Genomic DNA, 15751 nt, shown 5'->3' with positions numbered 1-15751 from the left:
TCATCTCAGCACAGAAAAAATCATGGATAACACAAGACGTTACCTTACTTTTGTTTTATCCTTGCCTAAAATAACAATACGTAAAAAATAGGACTACAGTATGTCTACTCCATTAGATGCCACGATGATTGAAACAATTCAGAGTTTTGACGCTGAAAAGCGCTACAAACACTTAGTAAAAGAAGTGGTTGCTAACCGTGAAATATGGATTCTTATCGATGAGCATGGGTGTGTTATGCTCAATACTGACGATGAAGATTGCGTTCCTGTTTGGCCGAATAAAGAATTTGCAGAGGCATGGGCAACAGGTGAATGGGAAACATGTAAAGCTGAAGCTATTTCATTAAATAAATGGCATAGCCGTTGGACTCATGGTTTAGAAGATGACGAACTAGCACTCGTTGTATTCCCTATTCCTGAACAAGAAGGTCTGGTTATTTATCCTGACGAACTTGATTATGAATTAAAGACATTAGCGAATAAACACCGCTAATTAAGTATTTTTCTATAGGCTAGCATTCATTTTGCTAGCCTTATTTCTATATCTGACAAGGAATATTATGGATACAATGATTAAACAAATTAAACACACCCCAAATAATATTAAATTTAACGATATTATTACCATTATTAATAACTGTTATCACTATCAGCCCACCCGTTTTACTAACGGTATCGCGCATAACACGATTATTAATCTTGCGGGCACTAACGAAGGATCATGTAAAATATTTGCATTTTCGCAACTACATCAGTTATCAAAAATGGAAACGTTAGCTTGTTTTGGTACTTTTTATCGTAATGATGTATTTCAACACCCACAGAATAATGATCATCAAAATATTCGCCAATTTATAAAATCAGGCTTGGTTGGTATTCACTTTGACCACTTCCCACTCACTCGTAAGAAAGAAGAATAAAAACCACCGTATGATCTTATAATTTCAGTGATTTTTACTCTATTGTCGTATAACTCTACAACGGCTTTTTACAATGACTACACACTTGTGGCGGCTTCATAAAAAAAGGCGAGCGACTCGCCTGACCACAACTATCACAAAATTTTGTTGAGCGGATAGTTAGTAACGTTACAGGAATTAATAAAATCAATATTGAAATCATCCATGCGGTAGGTGGTTGCATAAAAATAATAAAACCACCAATGACAACATTACTAAACACCGTATAAATTGGCCATAAACGACGTTTTTTAGCCACATCATTACCGCGTTGGAATAACATCACACTGCCTACAGTTAAACCTAACCAAATAACAACGAAACCAATTAATAGATTTTCCTGCATCTTTTTTCCTTAAAAACATTTCTTATAGTATTCATAATAACCTCATTACTATGCCGCATTCTACGTCTATTTAGTATGGTCATTGATAATAAAGCCTGCATACAACATAAAAACTAATCTCATGATTGTCCGCTAATATGACTATATTTATAAATAATGTAAATAAACTGTAATAAATAATTCAAAAATATGAATATCAGCACAGTATTCAAGTCCCGTTCAAGGTAAAGTTACTAACATGTAAACAGATAGCACATTACAGCCAACATACGCTCTTTTTGGTTATACCCGTTTTAGTATGTCTCGATATTGTAACTGCAATATCTTTAGGAGTTGTTTAATGAACATAAAATCTGTTTTACGTACAAGTTTTGTTCTTTTTTGTATGCTCAGCCGCACCGTTGTAGCAGCACCAGCGATCGCTCCCGCTTTTAATACCCATGACCAATCACAAACTCGTCAGACACAAGCTAGCCGTAAAGCTTTTCAACGTGACTTGAGTGGCTTATACAGCATTCAATCGTGGAGAGATGATAATCTACGCCAACCCTTTAATAATTTTGATGCGCTGTATTTGGCATCAACTACCGCCCAAATCGAGTTACAAACATTACTACAAAGTGTTAGCTTGGCATCCGCCACAAATATTGTTATTCCAAAGATTAAATCAGCACAGCGTTCACAACAAAAAATCGCAACCGAATTGCAAGGCGAAACAGATAAGATCACTGATATAGCTCGAGGCTCAATTATTGCTAACGATATTCCAACGCTAGTTCAAGCTTATGAATTACTAGCAAAAGAAGCGACTATCGTTAGCGTAAAAAATCGCTTTAAAAATCCAACTCCATCAGGCTATCGTGATTTAAACGTATTAGTACGTTTACCTCATAGCCAAATTATTACTGAAGTTCAACTTCATTTAAATGAAATATCAACCATTAAAAATGGTCCAGAACATGATCTTTACGAAAAAATTCAACACATTGAACGTTTAGCGCAGCAACAACAACGTTCATTATCAGAATTTGAAGCAGCACAAATTAAGCAACTACGCCAACAATCACACCAGTTATACCAAACAGCATGGTTAGGTTACCTACAACCACAAGCGGCATAGCAATAAACGCCAATAAATAATAAAGCTCGTGACGATATTAATCAGTCGCGGGCTTGTTTTTATATTTAATCACAACTCACAACCATGCTATCTTCTGCTCAAAAAAAAAGCGAATCGTACAAAACGACTCGCTTTTAGTATAAATAACAACAGTAATAATATGATTATTAACGAATAAACTTATTATAAACAAACAATAAGATGAATGCGCCTAATGTAGCAGTAATAATGCTGCCTAGGTTTACACCGTCTGCATGACCTAGACCAATAAACTTACCGACAAAACCACCTACAAAAGCACCACCAATACCCAGTCCCATTGTTACAACCCAACCGCCGCCATCTTCACCAGGCATTAACCATTTAGCTAATGCACCAGCAATTAAACCCAAAATAATCCAAGATAAAATACCCATGTTTTTTCCCCAATTGACTAATTTTTCACTATTAAAAGAGATAATATGATTATGGTATAAGTAGACATATATCACACTATTAAGTTCAATAAAAATTATCTATCCATAGATATAACTCATAGGTCGTAGTAATTAATCGTGATTCTCTAGCTTGTACATCCTAACTTCAAGTAAACTACAATCTGCTCAGCAAGAGTGAATAAAATATAATCTCCACCCTATAAAAGAGAGTTACGTTTAATGAAGTACCAATGGATTTTATTTGATGCAGATGAAACCTTATTTCACTTTGATGCCTTTCGCGGCCTTCAACTGATGTTTTCTCGGCATAATGTTACCTTCACCAATACTGATTTCGAACAATATGAAGCCATTAATAGACCATTATGGGTTGATTATCAAAATGGGGGAATTTCAGCAACGGAATTGCAGAATATTCGTTTTGAATCATGGGCAGCAACTCTTTCATTATCGACAGAACAACTAAATCATGATTTCTTAATGGCAATGGCTGATATTTGTACCCCACTAAAAGGGGCAAAAGCATTGTTAGAAGCATTAAAGCCACAAACAAAACTAGGTATTATTACCAATGGCTTTACTGCACTTCAGGAAATGCGATTACAGCGTACCGGATTTAAAGATTTTTTTGATGTGCTTATCATTTCAGAACAAATAGGTGTCGCAAAACCTGATACTCGTATTTTTGATTATGCTTGCCAAAAAATGAACATAACTCAACGTCAGAATATTCTTATGGTTGGTGATAATCCTCAGTCTGATATTTTAGGTGGTATTAATGCAGGAATGGACACGTGTTGGCTTAATGTCGAACAAAAACCACAACCAGAAGGTATTAATCCTACTTATACCGTCTCTTCATTAGCTGAATTACAAGCACTGTTACTTAGCGAGTAATATTTACCTCTTTTATAAACAACTGGGTGCTGTTATATAATGACTATAATTCAGTTGTTTATATAGTATTCAGTTAATCAGTATTAAAAAAATAGTGTTTATTTCCTCATCATGCTTTACAAGCACCTCAATTCCGATTAAGTTTAAACCTCATTTTTATGTAGAGCGTATAAGTTATGTCTCAAAACATTAACAACAATCAGGATGCTACAACTACAGCAACCTTATCGATTGCTTGTACGCTAAACTCTGTCGTCGTCGTCATTCTCTGACGCTGACGGTTAACTTATTCGTCAGTAACGCTGGCGGATATGAATTTCACTTCTAAATTATCTCTTCCAGCATACTGACTCAGATTGTTTTATTTGAATTAAGGTATGTCATTTGAAAAGAAAAGAACTTGCAGCCATTGGTTTTATGACCTTTGCATTATTTCTTGGTGCTGGTAACTTAATATTCCCCCCTCTAATGGCACAACAAGCAGGTGAAAACTGGCTTATCGCTATTGCTGGATTTTTACTCACAGCCGTTGGTTTGCCAGCATTAACGTTAGTTGTTCTGGGCCGTTTATCTTCTGCTGATAAATTAACAGCCGCATTACCAAAATGGATGGATCGCTCTTTTTGGTTCTTAGTACTCACCACACTTGGTCCTGCTTTTGTTTTACCCCGTGCTGTTACAGTTGCCTATGAGATGGGGATCAAACCTTTTTATTCAGGTAACGGATTAATGATCTTCTCCGCTGTTTTCTGTGCTCTTACATTAGTACTGGCTTTAAAACCGGGTAAGCTTGTTGATTATATTGGTAAAGTAATGACACCAGCATTGATTGCAATGTTAGCATTACTGGCTATTTCAGCTGTTATTAATCCATTAGGTACACCAACAGCAGCCATTGAAACCTACCGTCAAGCTCCGACTGTTAATGGTCTAATTCAAGGCTACATGACATTAGATGCTATTGCAGCTGTCGCTTTTGGTTGGGTTATTATTCAAACTATTCGTAATACCGGTGTGAAATGCAATAAAGCCATTTCTTACTACACTCTTCGTATCGCACTGATTTACGCATTTCTTATGTCACTTTGTTACCTTGCTATGGGATATTTAGGCGCTACATCTTCTGATATTGCACCACAAGCAACCAATGGTGGTGAAATTTTAACTCGTTATGCTGCAGGTGAGTTTGGAACATTAGGCCAACTATTATTAGCAACAATTACCTTAATGGCTTGTTTAACCACCACTGTAGGTCTAACCAATGCTAATGGTGAATATTATAAAAACACCTACGGCGTAAAATTTAAAATCAGTGCTACTGTCATTATGGTATTGACTGCAATTATTTCTAACGTTGGCTTGGAAACGATTATTCAAGTAAGCCTACCTGCTATTTTAATTTTATGTCCTATTTCAATATCATTAATTATTTCAACCTTTTTCATCCGTACTCACTCAACAGCAGAACAACGCCATATCTCTATCAGTCAGACTACGGTAGTGATTGTAGCTACATTATTTGGCAGTATTGATGCGCTAAATATTCTCGGGAAGCTACCAACAACAGTGATTCCTTTTGCTGAGCACTGGTTACCATTATTTAGTTCTCACGCATCTTGGTTAGTCCCTGTCGCCATCACTATTTTTATCAGTAAATTGTGTTCTCGTGAATATAAAAATCACGATAGCGTTGTAATAAGTTAATTTAAAATGACAAGGCTAGATAATTTCTAGCCTTGTCATTATTCTTTTATTACCCAACAATAAATAAATAACTAACAACACAATCAATTGGTATTACCATCACCGCTAACAATAAACAGCCGAATAACGCTAACCAATTAATATTAAACGATTTAATCATATTATTTTCACAGCCATTAAAAATAAGTTGAAGAAAGTTATTTACAACACTAACTTTTCTTTATATTTTTAACCTGTAATTCACGTATTCATTTATAGAAGTTGTTAAATTATGCATTCAACACAGTTTGAACATAGAGCACAAAAACATTTAGCATCGACGATAGCGACTAACGCTTGGGTTGATGTGACTTCTATGACGACAAAAAAAACATCTCGAATTATTTCCGCTTTTATCCTAGTGATTATTCGCTAGGCTGGCGGACAAGCTTCCGTCAGCCATGCTGATGGAAGATAGTTTCAACTCTTCATATCTTCCTTTCAGCAATCCTGCGGAACCATTATTAAACGAAGAAACAGCAAAATAACACTTACACCGTTAAGTTATTAATTACTGTTCAATATTCACCACAATGCAGGTATAACATTTGAAAACACAAGACTTACTCGCTATTGGTCTAATGACCTTCGCCCTATTTCTAGGTGCTGGTAATCTGATCTTTCCCCCAGCAATGGGCTTAGATGCAGGTACATCATTAACTTCGGCTATGAGTGGCTTTTTAGTCACGGCTGTTGGCCTGCCTGCTTTCACTATTATTGTCCTTGGACGTATTGGCAGTACCAATAACCTTACAAAAGCACTGCCAAAATGGTTAGCTACAACTTTTTGGGTGCTATTGTTCACTGCAATTGGCCCTGCGTTTGGTATGCCTCGAGCAGTTACCGTTGCTTATGAAATGGGATTAAAACCTTTTTTCAAAGCCGATCATCTGGTTGCTTTTTCTATTATCTTCTCAGCTTTAACGCTACTTTTAGCCTTTAAACCAGGCAACTTAGTCAGTTTCATCGGTAAAGTAATGACGCCTGCACTGATTTTACTTTTAGCAGGTTTAGGACTAGCCGCATTCTTTTCACCGCTTGGCTTACCAGCAGCCCCTTATGGTGACTATCAGCATAGCGCCGTGACCAGTGGTTTAATTCAAGGCTATATGACTATGGATGCTATCGCAGCCGTCGGTTTTGGTTGGGTTATTATTCAAGCGATTAAAGCTAAAGGTGTAATTTCACAAAAAGGCATTGCTAGTGTTTCATTTAAAGTCGCAATGATCTATTTTGTACTAATGGGCGGTTGTTATATTGCAATGGGATATGTTGGCGCAACATCAACCTCTATTGCAACCCATGGTATGAATGGCAGTGTGATCTTAACGCGTTATGTTGCGGGTGAATTTGGTGCTTATGGCCAATGGTTATTAGCCGCGATTATTATCATGGCATGTTTAACGACCACGGTAGGTTTAACCAATGCTTGTGCTGAATATTATCAGCAAACTTTCAAAGCTTCGTTTGGATTTACAGCAACAATTATTGTGGTATTAACCGGTATTATTGCTAATTTCGGCCTTAATGATATTTTAAAAGTTAGTCTACCTGCAATCTTGGTCTTATGCCCAGTCGCAATTGCATTAGTCTTTGCCTCATTAACAGCTTCGGCTACTCATGTTTCGACCTTGACTCATACATCAGTATTAGTAACCGCAATGGTATTTGGTACTATTGATGCCGTTAGTATTCTAGGTAAAATGCCGACAGATCTTAATCAGTTCTTTAATGATGCATTACCGCTATATCAAGCGCATGCAAGTTGGTTATTGCCTACATTATTGATCTTATTTATGACAACAATAATGGGTCGTTTACCTATTGTTGCACGTAAATTCAACGTTGTTGATTACCGCCTTGATTCAGTAACAAACAATTAGTTCAACAAAGCATAGTAATAATTGGGGTTATTCCTACGAACGTTGAAGTGACTATTAATAAGACATAAAAAAAGCCTCTTACTGCTTCAATAAATGAAGAGCAGTAAGAGGCTTTTTATTACGCAAAGATCACATGATCTTATTCAGGTAAACGCTCACCTGTCATGAATGCGTGTAAAATTTCAGGGGTTAATTCACCCGCAGCTTCTAAACGCTTAAGCTCTGCCACAATTTTCTTTTGATCATCAATAGATGGAATCGGTAATTCTGGCTCTTTTTCATAATCATCAGGTAACGATATATTAAGATCGTGCATGGTAAACCCTTGGTTATCTAAAACAAATTAAAACTGCGGCGATTATACACTGAAAATCAACCAGAGGTCAGCTTTACCACATTGTCACGATTTGAATCACAACGATGCTTGATGCTGAGCAATTAATCGATCCATCATTTCCTGTGCACGAAGTTGAGCATGTTCAAATGTCTCTTCTTGGCTCATCGGCTCGACAACTTCATAATAACATTTCAATTTAGGTTCAGTACCTGAAGGACGCACCACAACACGTGCACCATCTTCTAAATGATAGATCAATACATCACTGATCGGTAAGTCAATCGCTTCCACAGAACCATCAGCAAACGTACGTAATGATGTTTTAAAATCTTCAGTACTACAAATAGCTAATCCTGCAATAGCGCGTGGTGGCATTGCACGTAATGAATCACCAATAGGAGCCGCGGTTGGATCAAGAGCAATACTGCGTTGAGCATTAATATATAAACCATATTCACGATAAATAGCTTCTAGCTGATCCCAAACTGTTTGCCCTTTCGCAGTAAGTTCTGCGGTTAATTGTGCAAAAGCCACTAATGCAGAGAGACCGTCTTTGTCCCATACCGTCGAACCAATGGTGTAACCTAAGGCTTCTTCGTAAGCAAATAGGAATTGATGATCATCAGTTTGGCGCTCCATGGCAACATTGGTTAACCATTTAAAACCTGTTAGCGTTTGATAATATTGTGCTCCAAGCGCTGTTGCAATTTTACCTAACAAGGTGGATGAAACAATCGTATTACCGACTAAACTAGCAGATGCTTGCGCATGATTAAGTAGATAATAACCAAATAATGTGCCGACTTGATCACCGGTTAACATTTGAAACTCACCGTCAGCACAACGTGCAGCAACAGCAAAACGATCAGCATCGGGATCATTTGCGCACGCTAAAATAGCCCCATGTTGTTTGGCTTCTGCAATCACAAGATCCATCGCACCCGGCTCTTCAGGATTAGGGAACTTAACAGTCGGAAAAGCACCATCAGGCTCTCGTTGCGCAGCAACACTATAAACATGAGTAAAACCCGCATCAGCAAGTAATGTTTCAGCCATCTCAGCACCCACACCATGCATCGCAGTATAAGCAAGGCTAATCGCTTGTGGATTATGATGATTATTTAATAATGGTGTCGAATTGATCGCTTGTCGGTAATCTTGATAATACGCATCATCTAACCAAACCAATAAACCGTTCGTTTCAGCTTCAGCTAAATCCATAAGATGTAATTCAGATTGGGTCGCTTTATCAATTTCAGCCGCAATACCAGCATCATGAGGCGGAATAATCTGCGCACCATTATTCCAATACACTTTAAAGCCATTATAGGCTGGCGGATTATGGCTAGCGGTAACAACAACAGCGGCAGCAGTATGTAAATGTTTAACGCCAAAAGCCACAATCGGGGTTGCAGCAACTTTGGTAGTGAGGTAAACCTTAATACCTTGAGCCGTTAACGCTGCCGCTGTGTCATGAGCAAACTGACGTGAATCTGGACGGCCATCATAACCAATGACGACGCCTTTATGAGCAGCATTGCTATCTGTTCGAAGAAGATATTGACCAAGCCCTGTCGCTGTTTCTTGAATCACAAGTCGATTCATACGGTTCGGTCCAGCACCAACGATGCCACGTAAACCCGCGGTACCAAATGCTAATCGTCCATTAAAGCGATCGGCTAATTCTACAATCGCATTATCAGCAATTAGCTGTTGTAATTCTTGGCATGATTTAGGATCAGGGTCACGTTGCAACCAACGTGTTATTTCATTATTCATTATTATCATCCTGGTATGTTTATCATCATCACAACCCAATAGTAATGACTGAACTATTCTGATATCGACAGACACTACTATCGTCCGTTTATTTATCATTACCATTACCGCAGTAATGCAAATGATAAATACTCTCATTAAAATATTCCCTATTGGATTAAATTACAACTCTCTTAACGTCGAATTTAATAAGCAAACGATCACTTTTATCCGTATGTATTACTATTTTTATACCTATCTTTAAAACAGTAATACCAAAAACATCCTCTCGCCAAATATTTTAGACAAAAAAAAAGCCTCAAAAGAGACTTTTCAATGTTACGTTATATTTACCACATCAAATCATCTGGAATAACAAAGTCTGCATATGGATCATCTTCATCAGCAATACTGTCATCAACCACATTATTAAGTACAATTGATTCTTGATCACGCATTGCAATTTTATCAGCAACGGCGGCTGGAATAACTTCATAACCATCAAGGTAGCGTGCAATCGCAAGACGACCATTAACAAGCTGCTTTTGCATTAACTTATCAACATAAATTTTCTTAACGGTAGTACCGTCAGTAAAGTTATAACCAATGTCGCCGTTATTACGATCTAAACGGTTCATTTCAATTAATTGTTTTACTTGTGAAATGAATGCTTTTTGCAGTGCTTCTTCATCACGCTGACGGTTAAGAGCTTTATCTTTTTCAAGTTGAGAAACACGATTTTCCTCAACAGCAGCCTTTGCTTCTTTAGCTTGTGTGCGTGATTTTTTTGTTGTTTTGCCCGCTTTTTTTAGCTTTTTCTTATCAATAAGACCCGCTTTTAGCATTTGTTCTTGTAGGCTTAGCTTTGCCATTGAAACTCCATCAATTCTTCGTTGCTATAAGTGATTATGTCACTCATTGATTTATAACTGTCATTATCTCTGTTTGCTCTAAAACAGGTCAAGCGTTGTCATAATAATTCTTATCGATAATAATCAATAAACCACCATCATACACAATAGACTAGCTCTATATTACATCCGTTGAAAATCATAAACTGAGCCTAATTTTAAAATACGAGTAAGCTCATCTAATGCCGTCTGAGACTGTAATAATAATGATGGATCAGCAAAATCAGCGTCTACCAACTGATCTCTATAATGTAAATGAATCCATGCTTGTAGCTGTTTGAATAAGGAATCAGTCAATAATACTGCAGGATTAACCGCTTGTTGTTCTTGAGCCGTTAATACTACTCTCAAACGTAAGCATGCTGGCCCACCACCATTTTTCATACTCTGACTTAGGTCAAATAAATCAACTCGGTTAATACCAACTCGCATTTGCAATAATTGTTGTACATAGTGCCATACCCGTGGGTTATCTCTGCACTGGTGCGGTAAAATTAAGCTAACATCACCATTTGGCAACGTCACTAGTTGTGAATTAAATAAATAACTACTTACTGCGTCATCAACACTGACCACATCATCAGGTACTTCTATAATCGAAAAATCCGTTCCCATTTTTTGTTGGAGCTGTTGGTAAACATCGGTTTGATTTAAAAAAGCATATTGATGACAAAATAACGTTTGCTGATTTCCAACCGCAATCACATCATTATGAAACACACCTTGATCAATTAATAATGGATTCTGTTGAGTCATTACAACCTGTTGCGGATCTAATTGATGTAATCGTGCAATAGCAGCACTCGCTTCATAGGTTTGTCGAGCTGAATATTGCATTGGAGCCTGTTGATGTTGATCAAAACCATAACGGCCAAAAACAAACATTTCGACACCTTGATGCCCATATTGATCACAAAAACGAGTATGGTTAGCCGCCCCCTCATCACCTAACTGTTCAGATGCTGGTAATGGCTGATGATGACAAAAACGATTATCATCATTAAACATCGCCGCCAAAATACGTGCAGTTGTTTGATGCTCAATAGAACGATGGAAATGACTCACTAAATTAGCTGGCGTAAAATGTATTCGTCGATCATTAGTGTCTGCCGATGGTGACACTGTTGCAGCATTAGCAGCCCACATACTTGATGCTGAATAACAACAGGTTAATAGCTGAGGCGCGTATTTTGATGCTTGTTGTAACACTCGGTTATCATTACCACTAAAGCCTAATCGACGTAACATTTTTATATCAGGCCGCATTTGAGGGGCAATGACGCCTTGAATCAACCCTAAATTAGCGAGGGCACGCATTTTATCTAAACCTTGTAATGCCGCCTGTTTAGGATTTGAAATTTGGTGTTTATAGGTTAAAGAAGCAATATTACCCGTAGATAAACCACTGTAATTATGTGTAGGCCCAACTAAGCCATCAAAATTAGCTTCATATGCCATTATTCCCGCCCTCCATGACTTATCTAAAGTATGTACTATTATTATAGCTCGCAATAATTAAATTAATTTCAGTCGCCATTAAGACCCCATGGTTTATCATAATTCTAGATAATATTTAGCGACACTTTCACTATAAAGTGTTGCACTTTATAAAAATCACAAAAAACACTATTTAATTATTGCGTAATAGCATCAACATCCTTTAAAATTAACTCATCCGATGAGTTTCATAAGTATTTGTTATAAAAAATACCCGTTGTACTACTGTGAATAATAGCTACAATGCCCTGCCCCAAACCAAAGCATGGCATTTCAAACTAAGGTTTTGCTCTATGAAAGTAAAAGTAGTCGATTTTATCAAACGTAAGCGTGACGTGTTATCACATCACCAGTTTGAATTTAAAGACTGGCTATCACCATCAATTCGTGATTATTGGATCGAATTTCTCAATAAGGCTAACAGTAGCCACTTTGCAACTTGGGTAAAAGATCATAACCTTGTATCGATATCTAATGGTGAAGTCGTCTCTGAACCGATTGGAATAGAAATACATCCAGAAGCAACTAAAGTCATGGATGAAATTACGGCATCATTGGGTGAAGAAATTCATGTTGGCGAATGGTTGGCCGTCGATCAATTACGTATCAATAATTTTGCGAATGTCACTGATGATCATCAATGGATCCATACTGATCCAGAAAAAGCGGCAGCAGAATCACCTTTTAAAACAACCATTGCACATGGCTTTTTAACGCTTTCACTCCTATCAGTACTCACTGACAGTGTTGATCCTGCTAACCCTAAATTTCCATCAGCAAAAATGACAGTTAATTATGGTTTAAACCAAGTTCGATTCCCTTACCCAGTTAAAGCTGGTGTTAACATTCGTGCAAGAACAAAAATTCAATCTGTAACACCGATCAAACGCGGTTTAGAAATAGTCCAAGAAATTACCGTTGAAATCGAAGGCTGCCGTCGTCCTGCCTGTGTTGCTGAGTCAGTCATGCGCCTTTATTTTTAATTGACTGTTAATCGATACCCCTTATTTCAAAAAAAGCCAATACGTTGGCTTTTTTTATTCATAGCCGTAAAATATAAGAGCATAAAGCAACATTTAATTCATTAGGTTAACTCAGTCGCTTATCGCGACCATTGGTAATGTAAACCTAACTTTTCATTAATGGTTCTTTACCTACAGAGGAAGACTGGTATGGTAGCCGAACATTTTTTGGCTGGGTATCATTATGAACAAGTGGATAAAATTTATTCCCCTCATTTTATTGATTGGCTACTTCATCACTTATGATGTCTTTAACCAAACAAGTCAATCGACACCAACAGAACAAACAACGAACAATCAGTAACTAATCTAGTTCAACATAATATTTTTATATCATATATAGATTAGAGGTAGCATGGTAATCAATCCATGCTCTTACTGATTTATTACTTACCTTTCAGCGCAAACCTTCTCTTTGTTACAGACCTTTCTATCATCATCCTTACGCATATACTTTACCTTTTACAATATTTACTCATTCATTACATTATGTCCGCTTACCAATAACAAAAAGTAACCTTACCTTGCAATTATCGTTATTTGCATCCTAAATTTGTGATGCTATTCTTATAATATAGTCTTGAAAAAACAAAATTCTCTAGACAGCCATAATTAAAAACATGTTACCAAATCACATTTGTTCCAGTTTATAGGATGTGATTTGGTTTTTTTTATTTAGAATCCTCAAATAAAATTTCCTCTACTTGCTTTACCTCTTTCGAATCACAGGGTAAATTCATTGCATCCACATTTAGGCAGGTATGAATAATGTCTTCAAAAATTAGAGTGCTTATTTCAGACTCAACTAATCCATGGTTCAACCTTGCTGTTGAAGATGCTATTTTCCGGACAATGTCCCCCCAACAAAGGGTGCTATTCTTATGGCGCAATGACAATACAGTTGTTATTGGACGAGCACAAAATCCATGGAAAGAATGTAATACATTAAAAATGGAGCAAGATGGTATTACCCTTGCACGTCGTCAAAGTGGTGGCGGTGCCGTATTTCATGATCTTGGTAATACTAATTTTACTTTTATGGCTGGCAAACCTGATTACAATAAAACGGTATCAACCGAGATTGTACTTACAGCGCTAAAAAAACTGGGTATTAATGGTAAGGCAACAGGCCGTAATGACTTAGTTGTTGAAGATAAAATGGGCGAGCGTAAATTTTCAGGATCAGCATACCGTGAAACAATGGATCGTGGTTTCCATCATGGCACGTTACTGCTTAGTGCAGATTTAACACAGCTCGCGCATTACCTTAACCCCGATAAAAAGAAACTCGCCGCGAAGGGAATTACGTCTGTTCGTTCACGCGTAACAAATCTTAATCAAATCGTCGAAAATATTGATCATAAAATGGTCTGTGATGCCATTATTGAAACGTTTTGTAATTATTATAATGAGCATGTTGAAACTGAACATATTTCGCCACAAGCACTACCTGAATTAACTGGATTTAATGAAACCTTTGCAAAGTTTAGTCGTTGGGACTGGAATTTTGGTAATACACCGCAATTCACACATAGCTTAGATGAGCGTTTTATTTGGGGAGGAATAGAGCTACACCTTGATGTTAATAAAGGTGTGATAACTGAAGTAAAACTATTTACGGATAGTCTTGATCCCGCACCATTAGAATTATTAGAACAGCGATTACTTAATCTGCCTTATAATACAGCCGCTATCACAACGGCTATCAATAATTTATCCATTGAATATCCATTCCATAATGATGTATTGATGGATATTGATAAGTGGTTACAAAATACGATTAATTAATCTTATTAGAATTACAATAAAAGAACAGTTGTAATAACAAGACCGCTTTCATCATCGGTCTTGTTATTAAAAAACCTATTTTATTATTCTTTTTTATCACCACAATCATCGCAACATGGATTTAGCATTCGCTCTTCACAATTATATGGCTCAATATGAATAATAATATCCACAACTTCATCTAATTTATCTAATAAATGTATTTTGAAATTCTCAGTAATATTATGAGCACGCTCAACACTCATTTCAGGATCAACCAGCAAATGAAAATCTAATAAAATAGTACTGCCTGTACGACGGCTTCGTATTTCATGTACTTCTTTAATATCTTTATATTCAGCGGCATATGCTTGAATTTGTTTTTCAATATCAGAATCCGCTTTTGCTTCAGTCAATTCTAAAATAGCTGGCCATAAAATTTCAAACGACGCTTTTAGAATCATCGCAGTAACAATTAATGCTGCAATTTGATCTAAATAATGAAAGGTTGGAAAAAAGTAATTTGCTATCACTGCAATAGCAACGGGCAGTGAACTTAATGCATCAGAACGATGGTGCCAAGCATTAGCATACAATGCTCGACTATTAATAGTTTTGGCTTGAATGGCGGTCCAACGATACAATGCTTCTTTAACAACAACAGACACCACAGCTGCGCTAAATGCTAACATACCAGGTTCTGAGTGTGATTCGCTACTGATTGAATATAATGAATCCCAACCAATACCAATACCCACAATGGCTAAAATAAAACCAATAAAAATATTAGTTAACGTTTCAAAACGACCATGCCCATAAGGATGTTCCTTATCAGCAGGTGCTGTCCAATAACGCGATCCTATTAGAATAGCAGTATCTGTTACCAAGTCAGAAAAACTGTGGACACCATCGGCAATAAGCGCCTGACTACCCGTAAGTTTACCTATGGTAATTTTTATAAATGCTAAAGCAATATTTGCAATAGACCCAACCCAGGTAACCTTCTGAATTAACTTAACGGCCTTTTTAGACATAACGCCCCATAAAATAGAAAAAATGGCAGCGATTATAATA

Annotated in this window: 15 protein-coding genes; 8 read left to right on the top strand and 7 right to left on the bottom strand. The window is 37.0% G+C overall.

Going from position 1 to position 15751, the window contains the following annotated elements:
• The first annotated feature begins 100 nt into the window (after positions 1–100).
• Positions 101–493 carry a DUF2750 domain-containing protein gene (locus tag CIK00_RS05775; RefSeq protein ID WP_101767965.1) on the top strand — a complete coding sequence of 131 codons (393 nt, stop codon included), beginning with the start codon at positions 101–103 and terminating at the stop codon, positions 491–493.
• A gap of 67 nt (positions 494–560) precedes the next feature.
• Positions 561–920, top strand: coding sequence for a HopJ type III effector protein (locus CIK00_RS05770; protein WP_101767964.1), 360 nt, complete (start codon positions 561–563; stop codon positions 918–920).
• Positions 921–975: 55 nt separating this feature from the next.
• Here CIK00_RS05770 and CIK00_RS05765 read toward each other — a convergent pair whose 3' ends face one another.
• Positions 976–1305: a hypothetical protein gene (locus tag CIK00_RS05765; RefSeq protein ID WP_101767963.1), complete on the bottom strand. Its 330-nt coding sequence runs from the start codon at positions 1303–1305 to the stop codon at positions 976–978.
• Positions 1306–1645: 340 nt separating this feature from the next.
• Here CIK00_RS05765 and CIK00_RS05760 point away from each other — a divergent pair, with 340 nt between their 5' ends.
• On the top strand, positions 1646–2425 hold the full coding sequence (locus CIK00_RS05760; protein WP_101767962.1) for a RelA/SpoT domain-containing protein: 780 nt from the start codon (positions 1646–1648) through the stop codon (positions 2423–2425).
• A gap of 167 nt (positions 2426–2592) precedes the next feature.
• Here the strand turns inward: CIK00_RS05760 and CIK00_RS05755 are convergent, their stop codons facing one another.
• Entirely contained in the window at positions 2593–2841 is a 249-nt protein-coding gene (locus CIK00_RS05755; protein ID WP_101767961.1) for a GlsB/YeaQ/YmgE family stress response membrane protein, read from the bottom strand.
• A 240-nt stretch (positions 2842–3081) separates the two neighbouring features.
• Here CIK00_RS05755 and yjjG point away from each other — a divergent pair, with 240 nt between their 5' ends.
• From yjjG to brnQ (CIK00_RS05740), 3 genes are all read left to right on the top strand, one after another.
• Complete coding sequence (yjjG, locus tag CIK00_RS05750; RefSeq protein ID WP_101767960.1) at positions 3082–3759, top strand: pyrimidine 5'-nucleotidase; 678 nt, start codon at positions 3082–3084, stop codon at positions 3757–3759.
• A 384-nt stretch (positions 3760–4143) separates the two neighbouring features.
• A complete protein-coding gene (gene brnQ, locus CIK00_RS05745; RefSeq protein ID WP_101767959.1) occupies positions 4144–5463 on the top strand; it encodes a branched-chain amino acid transport system II carrier protein in 1320 nt (439 codons plus the stop codon).
• 587 nt (positions 5464–6050) lie between these two features.
• Entirely contained in the window at positions 6051–7385 is a 1335-nt protein-coding gene (gene brnQ, locus CIK00_RS05740) for a branched-chain amino acid transport system II carrier protein (protein ID WP_101767958.1), read from the top strand.
• Between the two features lie 139 nt (positions 7386–7524).
• On the opposite strand, the gene CIK00_RS05735 is transcribed toward brnQ (CIK00_RS05740), so the two are convergent.
• From CIK00_RS05735 to astB, 4 genes are all read right to left on the bottom strand, one after another.
• On the bottom strand, positions 7525–7701 hold the full coding sequence (locus CIK00_RS05735) for an ATPase (protein WP_045040131.1): 177 nt from the start codon (positions 7699–7701) through the stop codon (positions 7525–7527).
• A gap of 96 nt (positions 7702–7797) precedes the next feature.
• Positions 7798–9501, bottom strand: a complete 1704-nt coding sequence (locus tag CIK00_RS05730; RefSeq protein WP_101767957.1) for a phospho-sugar mutase — start codon at positions 9499–9501, stop codon at positions 7798–7800.
• Positions 9502–9830: 329 nt separating this feature from the next.
• Entirely contained in the window at positions 9831–10352 is a 522-nt protein-coding gene (locus CIK00_RS05725; RefSeq protein WP_101767956.1) for a DUF2058 domain-containing protein, read from the bottom strand.
• 162 nt (positions 10353–10514) lie between these two features.
• Positions 10515–11852, bottom strand: a complete 1338-nt coding sequence (gene astB, locus CIK00_RS05720) for an N-succinylarginine dihydrolase (RefSeq protein WP_101768017.1) — start codon at positions 11850–11852, stop codon at positions 10515–10517.
• 329 nt (positions 11853–12181) lie between these two features.
• On the opposite strand from astB, the gene CIK00_RS05715 reads away from it, so the two are divergent.
• Both CIK00_RS05715 and CIK00_RS05710 read left to right on the top strand, forming a co-directional pair.
• Positions 12182–12871, top strand: a complete 690-nt coding sequence (locus CIK00_RS05715; RefSeq protein ID WP_101767955.1) for a MaoC family dehydratase — start codon at positions 12182–12184, stop codon at positions 12869–12871.
• 807 nt (positions 12872–13678) lie between these two features.
• Positions 13679–14698 carry a lipoate--protein ligase gene (locus CIK00_RS05710; protein ID WP_101767954.1) on the top strand — a complete coding sequence of 340 codons (1020 nt, stop codon included), beginning with the start codon at positions 13679–13681 and terminating at the stop codon, positions 14696–14698.
• An 83-nt stretch (positions 14699–14781) separates the two neighbouring features.
• Here the strand turns inward: CIK00_RS05710 and CIK00_RS05705 are convergent, their stop codons facing one another.
• Complete coding sequence (locus CIK00_RS05705; RefSeq protein ID WP_101767953.1) at positions 14782–15711, bottom strand: cation diffusion facilitator family transporter; 930 nt, start codon at positions 15709–15711, stop codon at positions 14782–14784.
• Between the last annotated feature and the right edge of the window lie 40 nt (positions 15712–15751).

The sequence above is a fragment of the Photobacterium carnosum genome, assembly GCF_002849605.1.
Classification (GTDB): Bacteria; Pseudomonadota; Gammaproteobacteria; order Enterobacterales; family Vibrionaceae; genus Photobacterium; species Photobacterium carnosum.
The sequence above is the reverse complement of the archived record's forward strand: the minus strand, read 5'-3'. Positions and strand labels throughout refer to the sequence as shown.

Excerpts from the sequence above, each read along its gene's own strand:
- CIK00_RS05770 (WP_101767964.1), top strand. The coding sequence starts at position 561 with ATGGATACAATGATTAAACAAATTAAACACACCCCAAATAATATTAAA.
- CIK00_RS05710 (WP_101767954.1), top strand. The coding sequence starts at position 13,679 with ATGTCTTCAAAAATTAGAGTGCTTATTTCAGACTCAACTAATCCATGG.
- CIK00_RS05730 (WP_101767957.1), bottom strand. The coding sequence starts at position 9,501 with ATGAATAATGAAATAACACGTTGGTTGCAACGTGACCCTGATCCTAAA.
- CIK00_RS05705 (WP_101767953.1), bottom strand. The coding sequence starts at position 15,711 with ATGTCTAAAAAGGCCGTTAAGTTAATTCAGAAGGTTACCTGGGTTGGG.
- CIK00_RS05760 (WP_101767962.1), top strand. The coding sequence starts at position 1,646 with ATGAACATAAAATCTGTTTTACGTACAAGTTTTGTTCTTTTTTGTATG.
- CIK00_RS05715 (WP_101767955.1), top strand. The coding sequence starts at position 12,182 with ATGAAAGTAAAAGTAGTCGATTTTATCAAACGTAAGCGTGACGTGTTA.
- yjjG (WP_101767960.1), top strand. The coding sequence starts at position 3,082 with ATGAAGTACCAATGGATTTTATTTGATGCAGATGAAACCTTATTTCAC.
- CIK00_RS05725 (WP_101767956.1), bottom strand. The coding sequence starts at position 10,352 with ATGGCAAAGCTAAGCCTACAAGAACAAATGCTAAAAGCGGGTCTTATT.
- CIK00_RS05735 (WP_045040131.1), bottom strand. The coding sequence starts at position 7,701 with ATGCACGATCTTAATATATCGTTACCTGATGATTATGAAAAAGAGCCA.
- CIK00_RS05775 (WP_101767965.1), top strand. The coding sequence starts at position 101 with ATGTCTACTCCATTAGATGCCACGATGATTGAAACAATTCAGAGTTTT.
- CIK00_RS05755 (WP_101767961.1), bottom strand. The coding sequence starts at position 2,841 with ATGGGTATTTTATCTTGGATTATTTTGGGTTTAATTGCTGGTGCATTA.
- CIK00_RS05765 (WP_101767963.1), bottom strand. The coding sequence starts at position 1,305 with ATGCAGGAAAATCTATTAATTGGTTTCGTTGTTATTTGGTTAGGTTTA.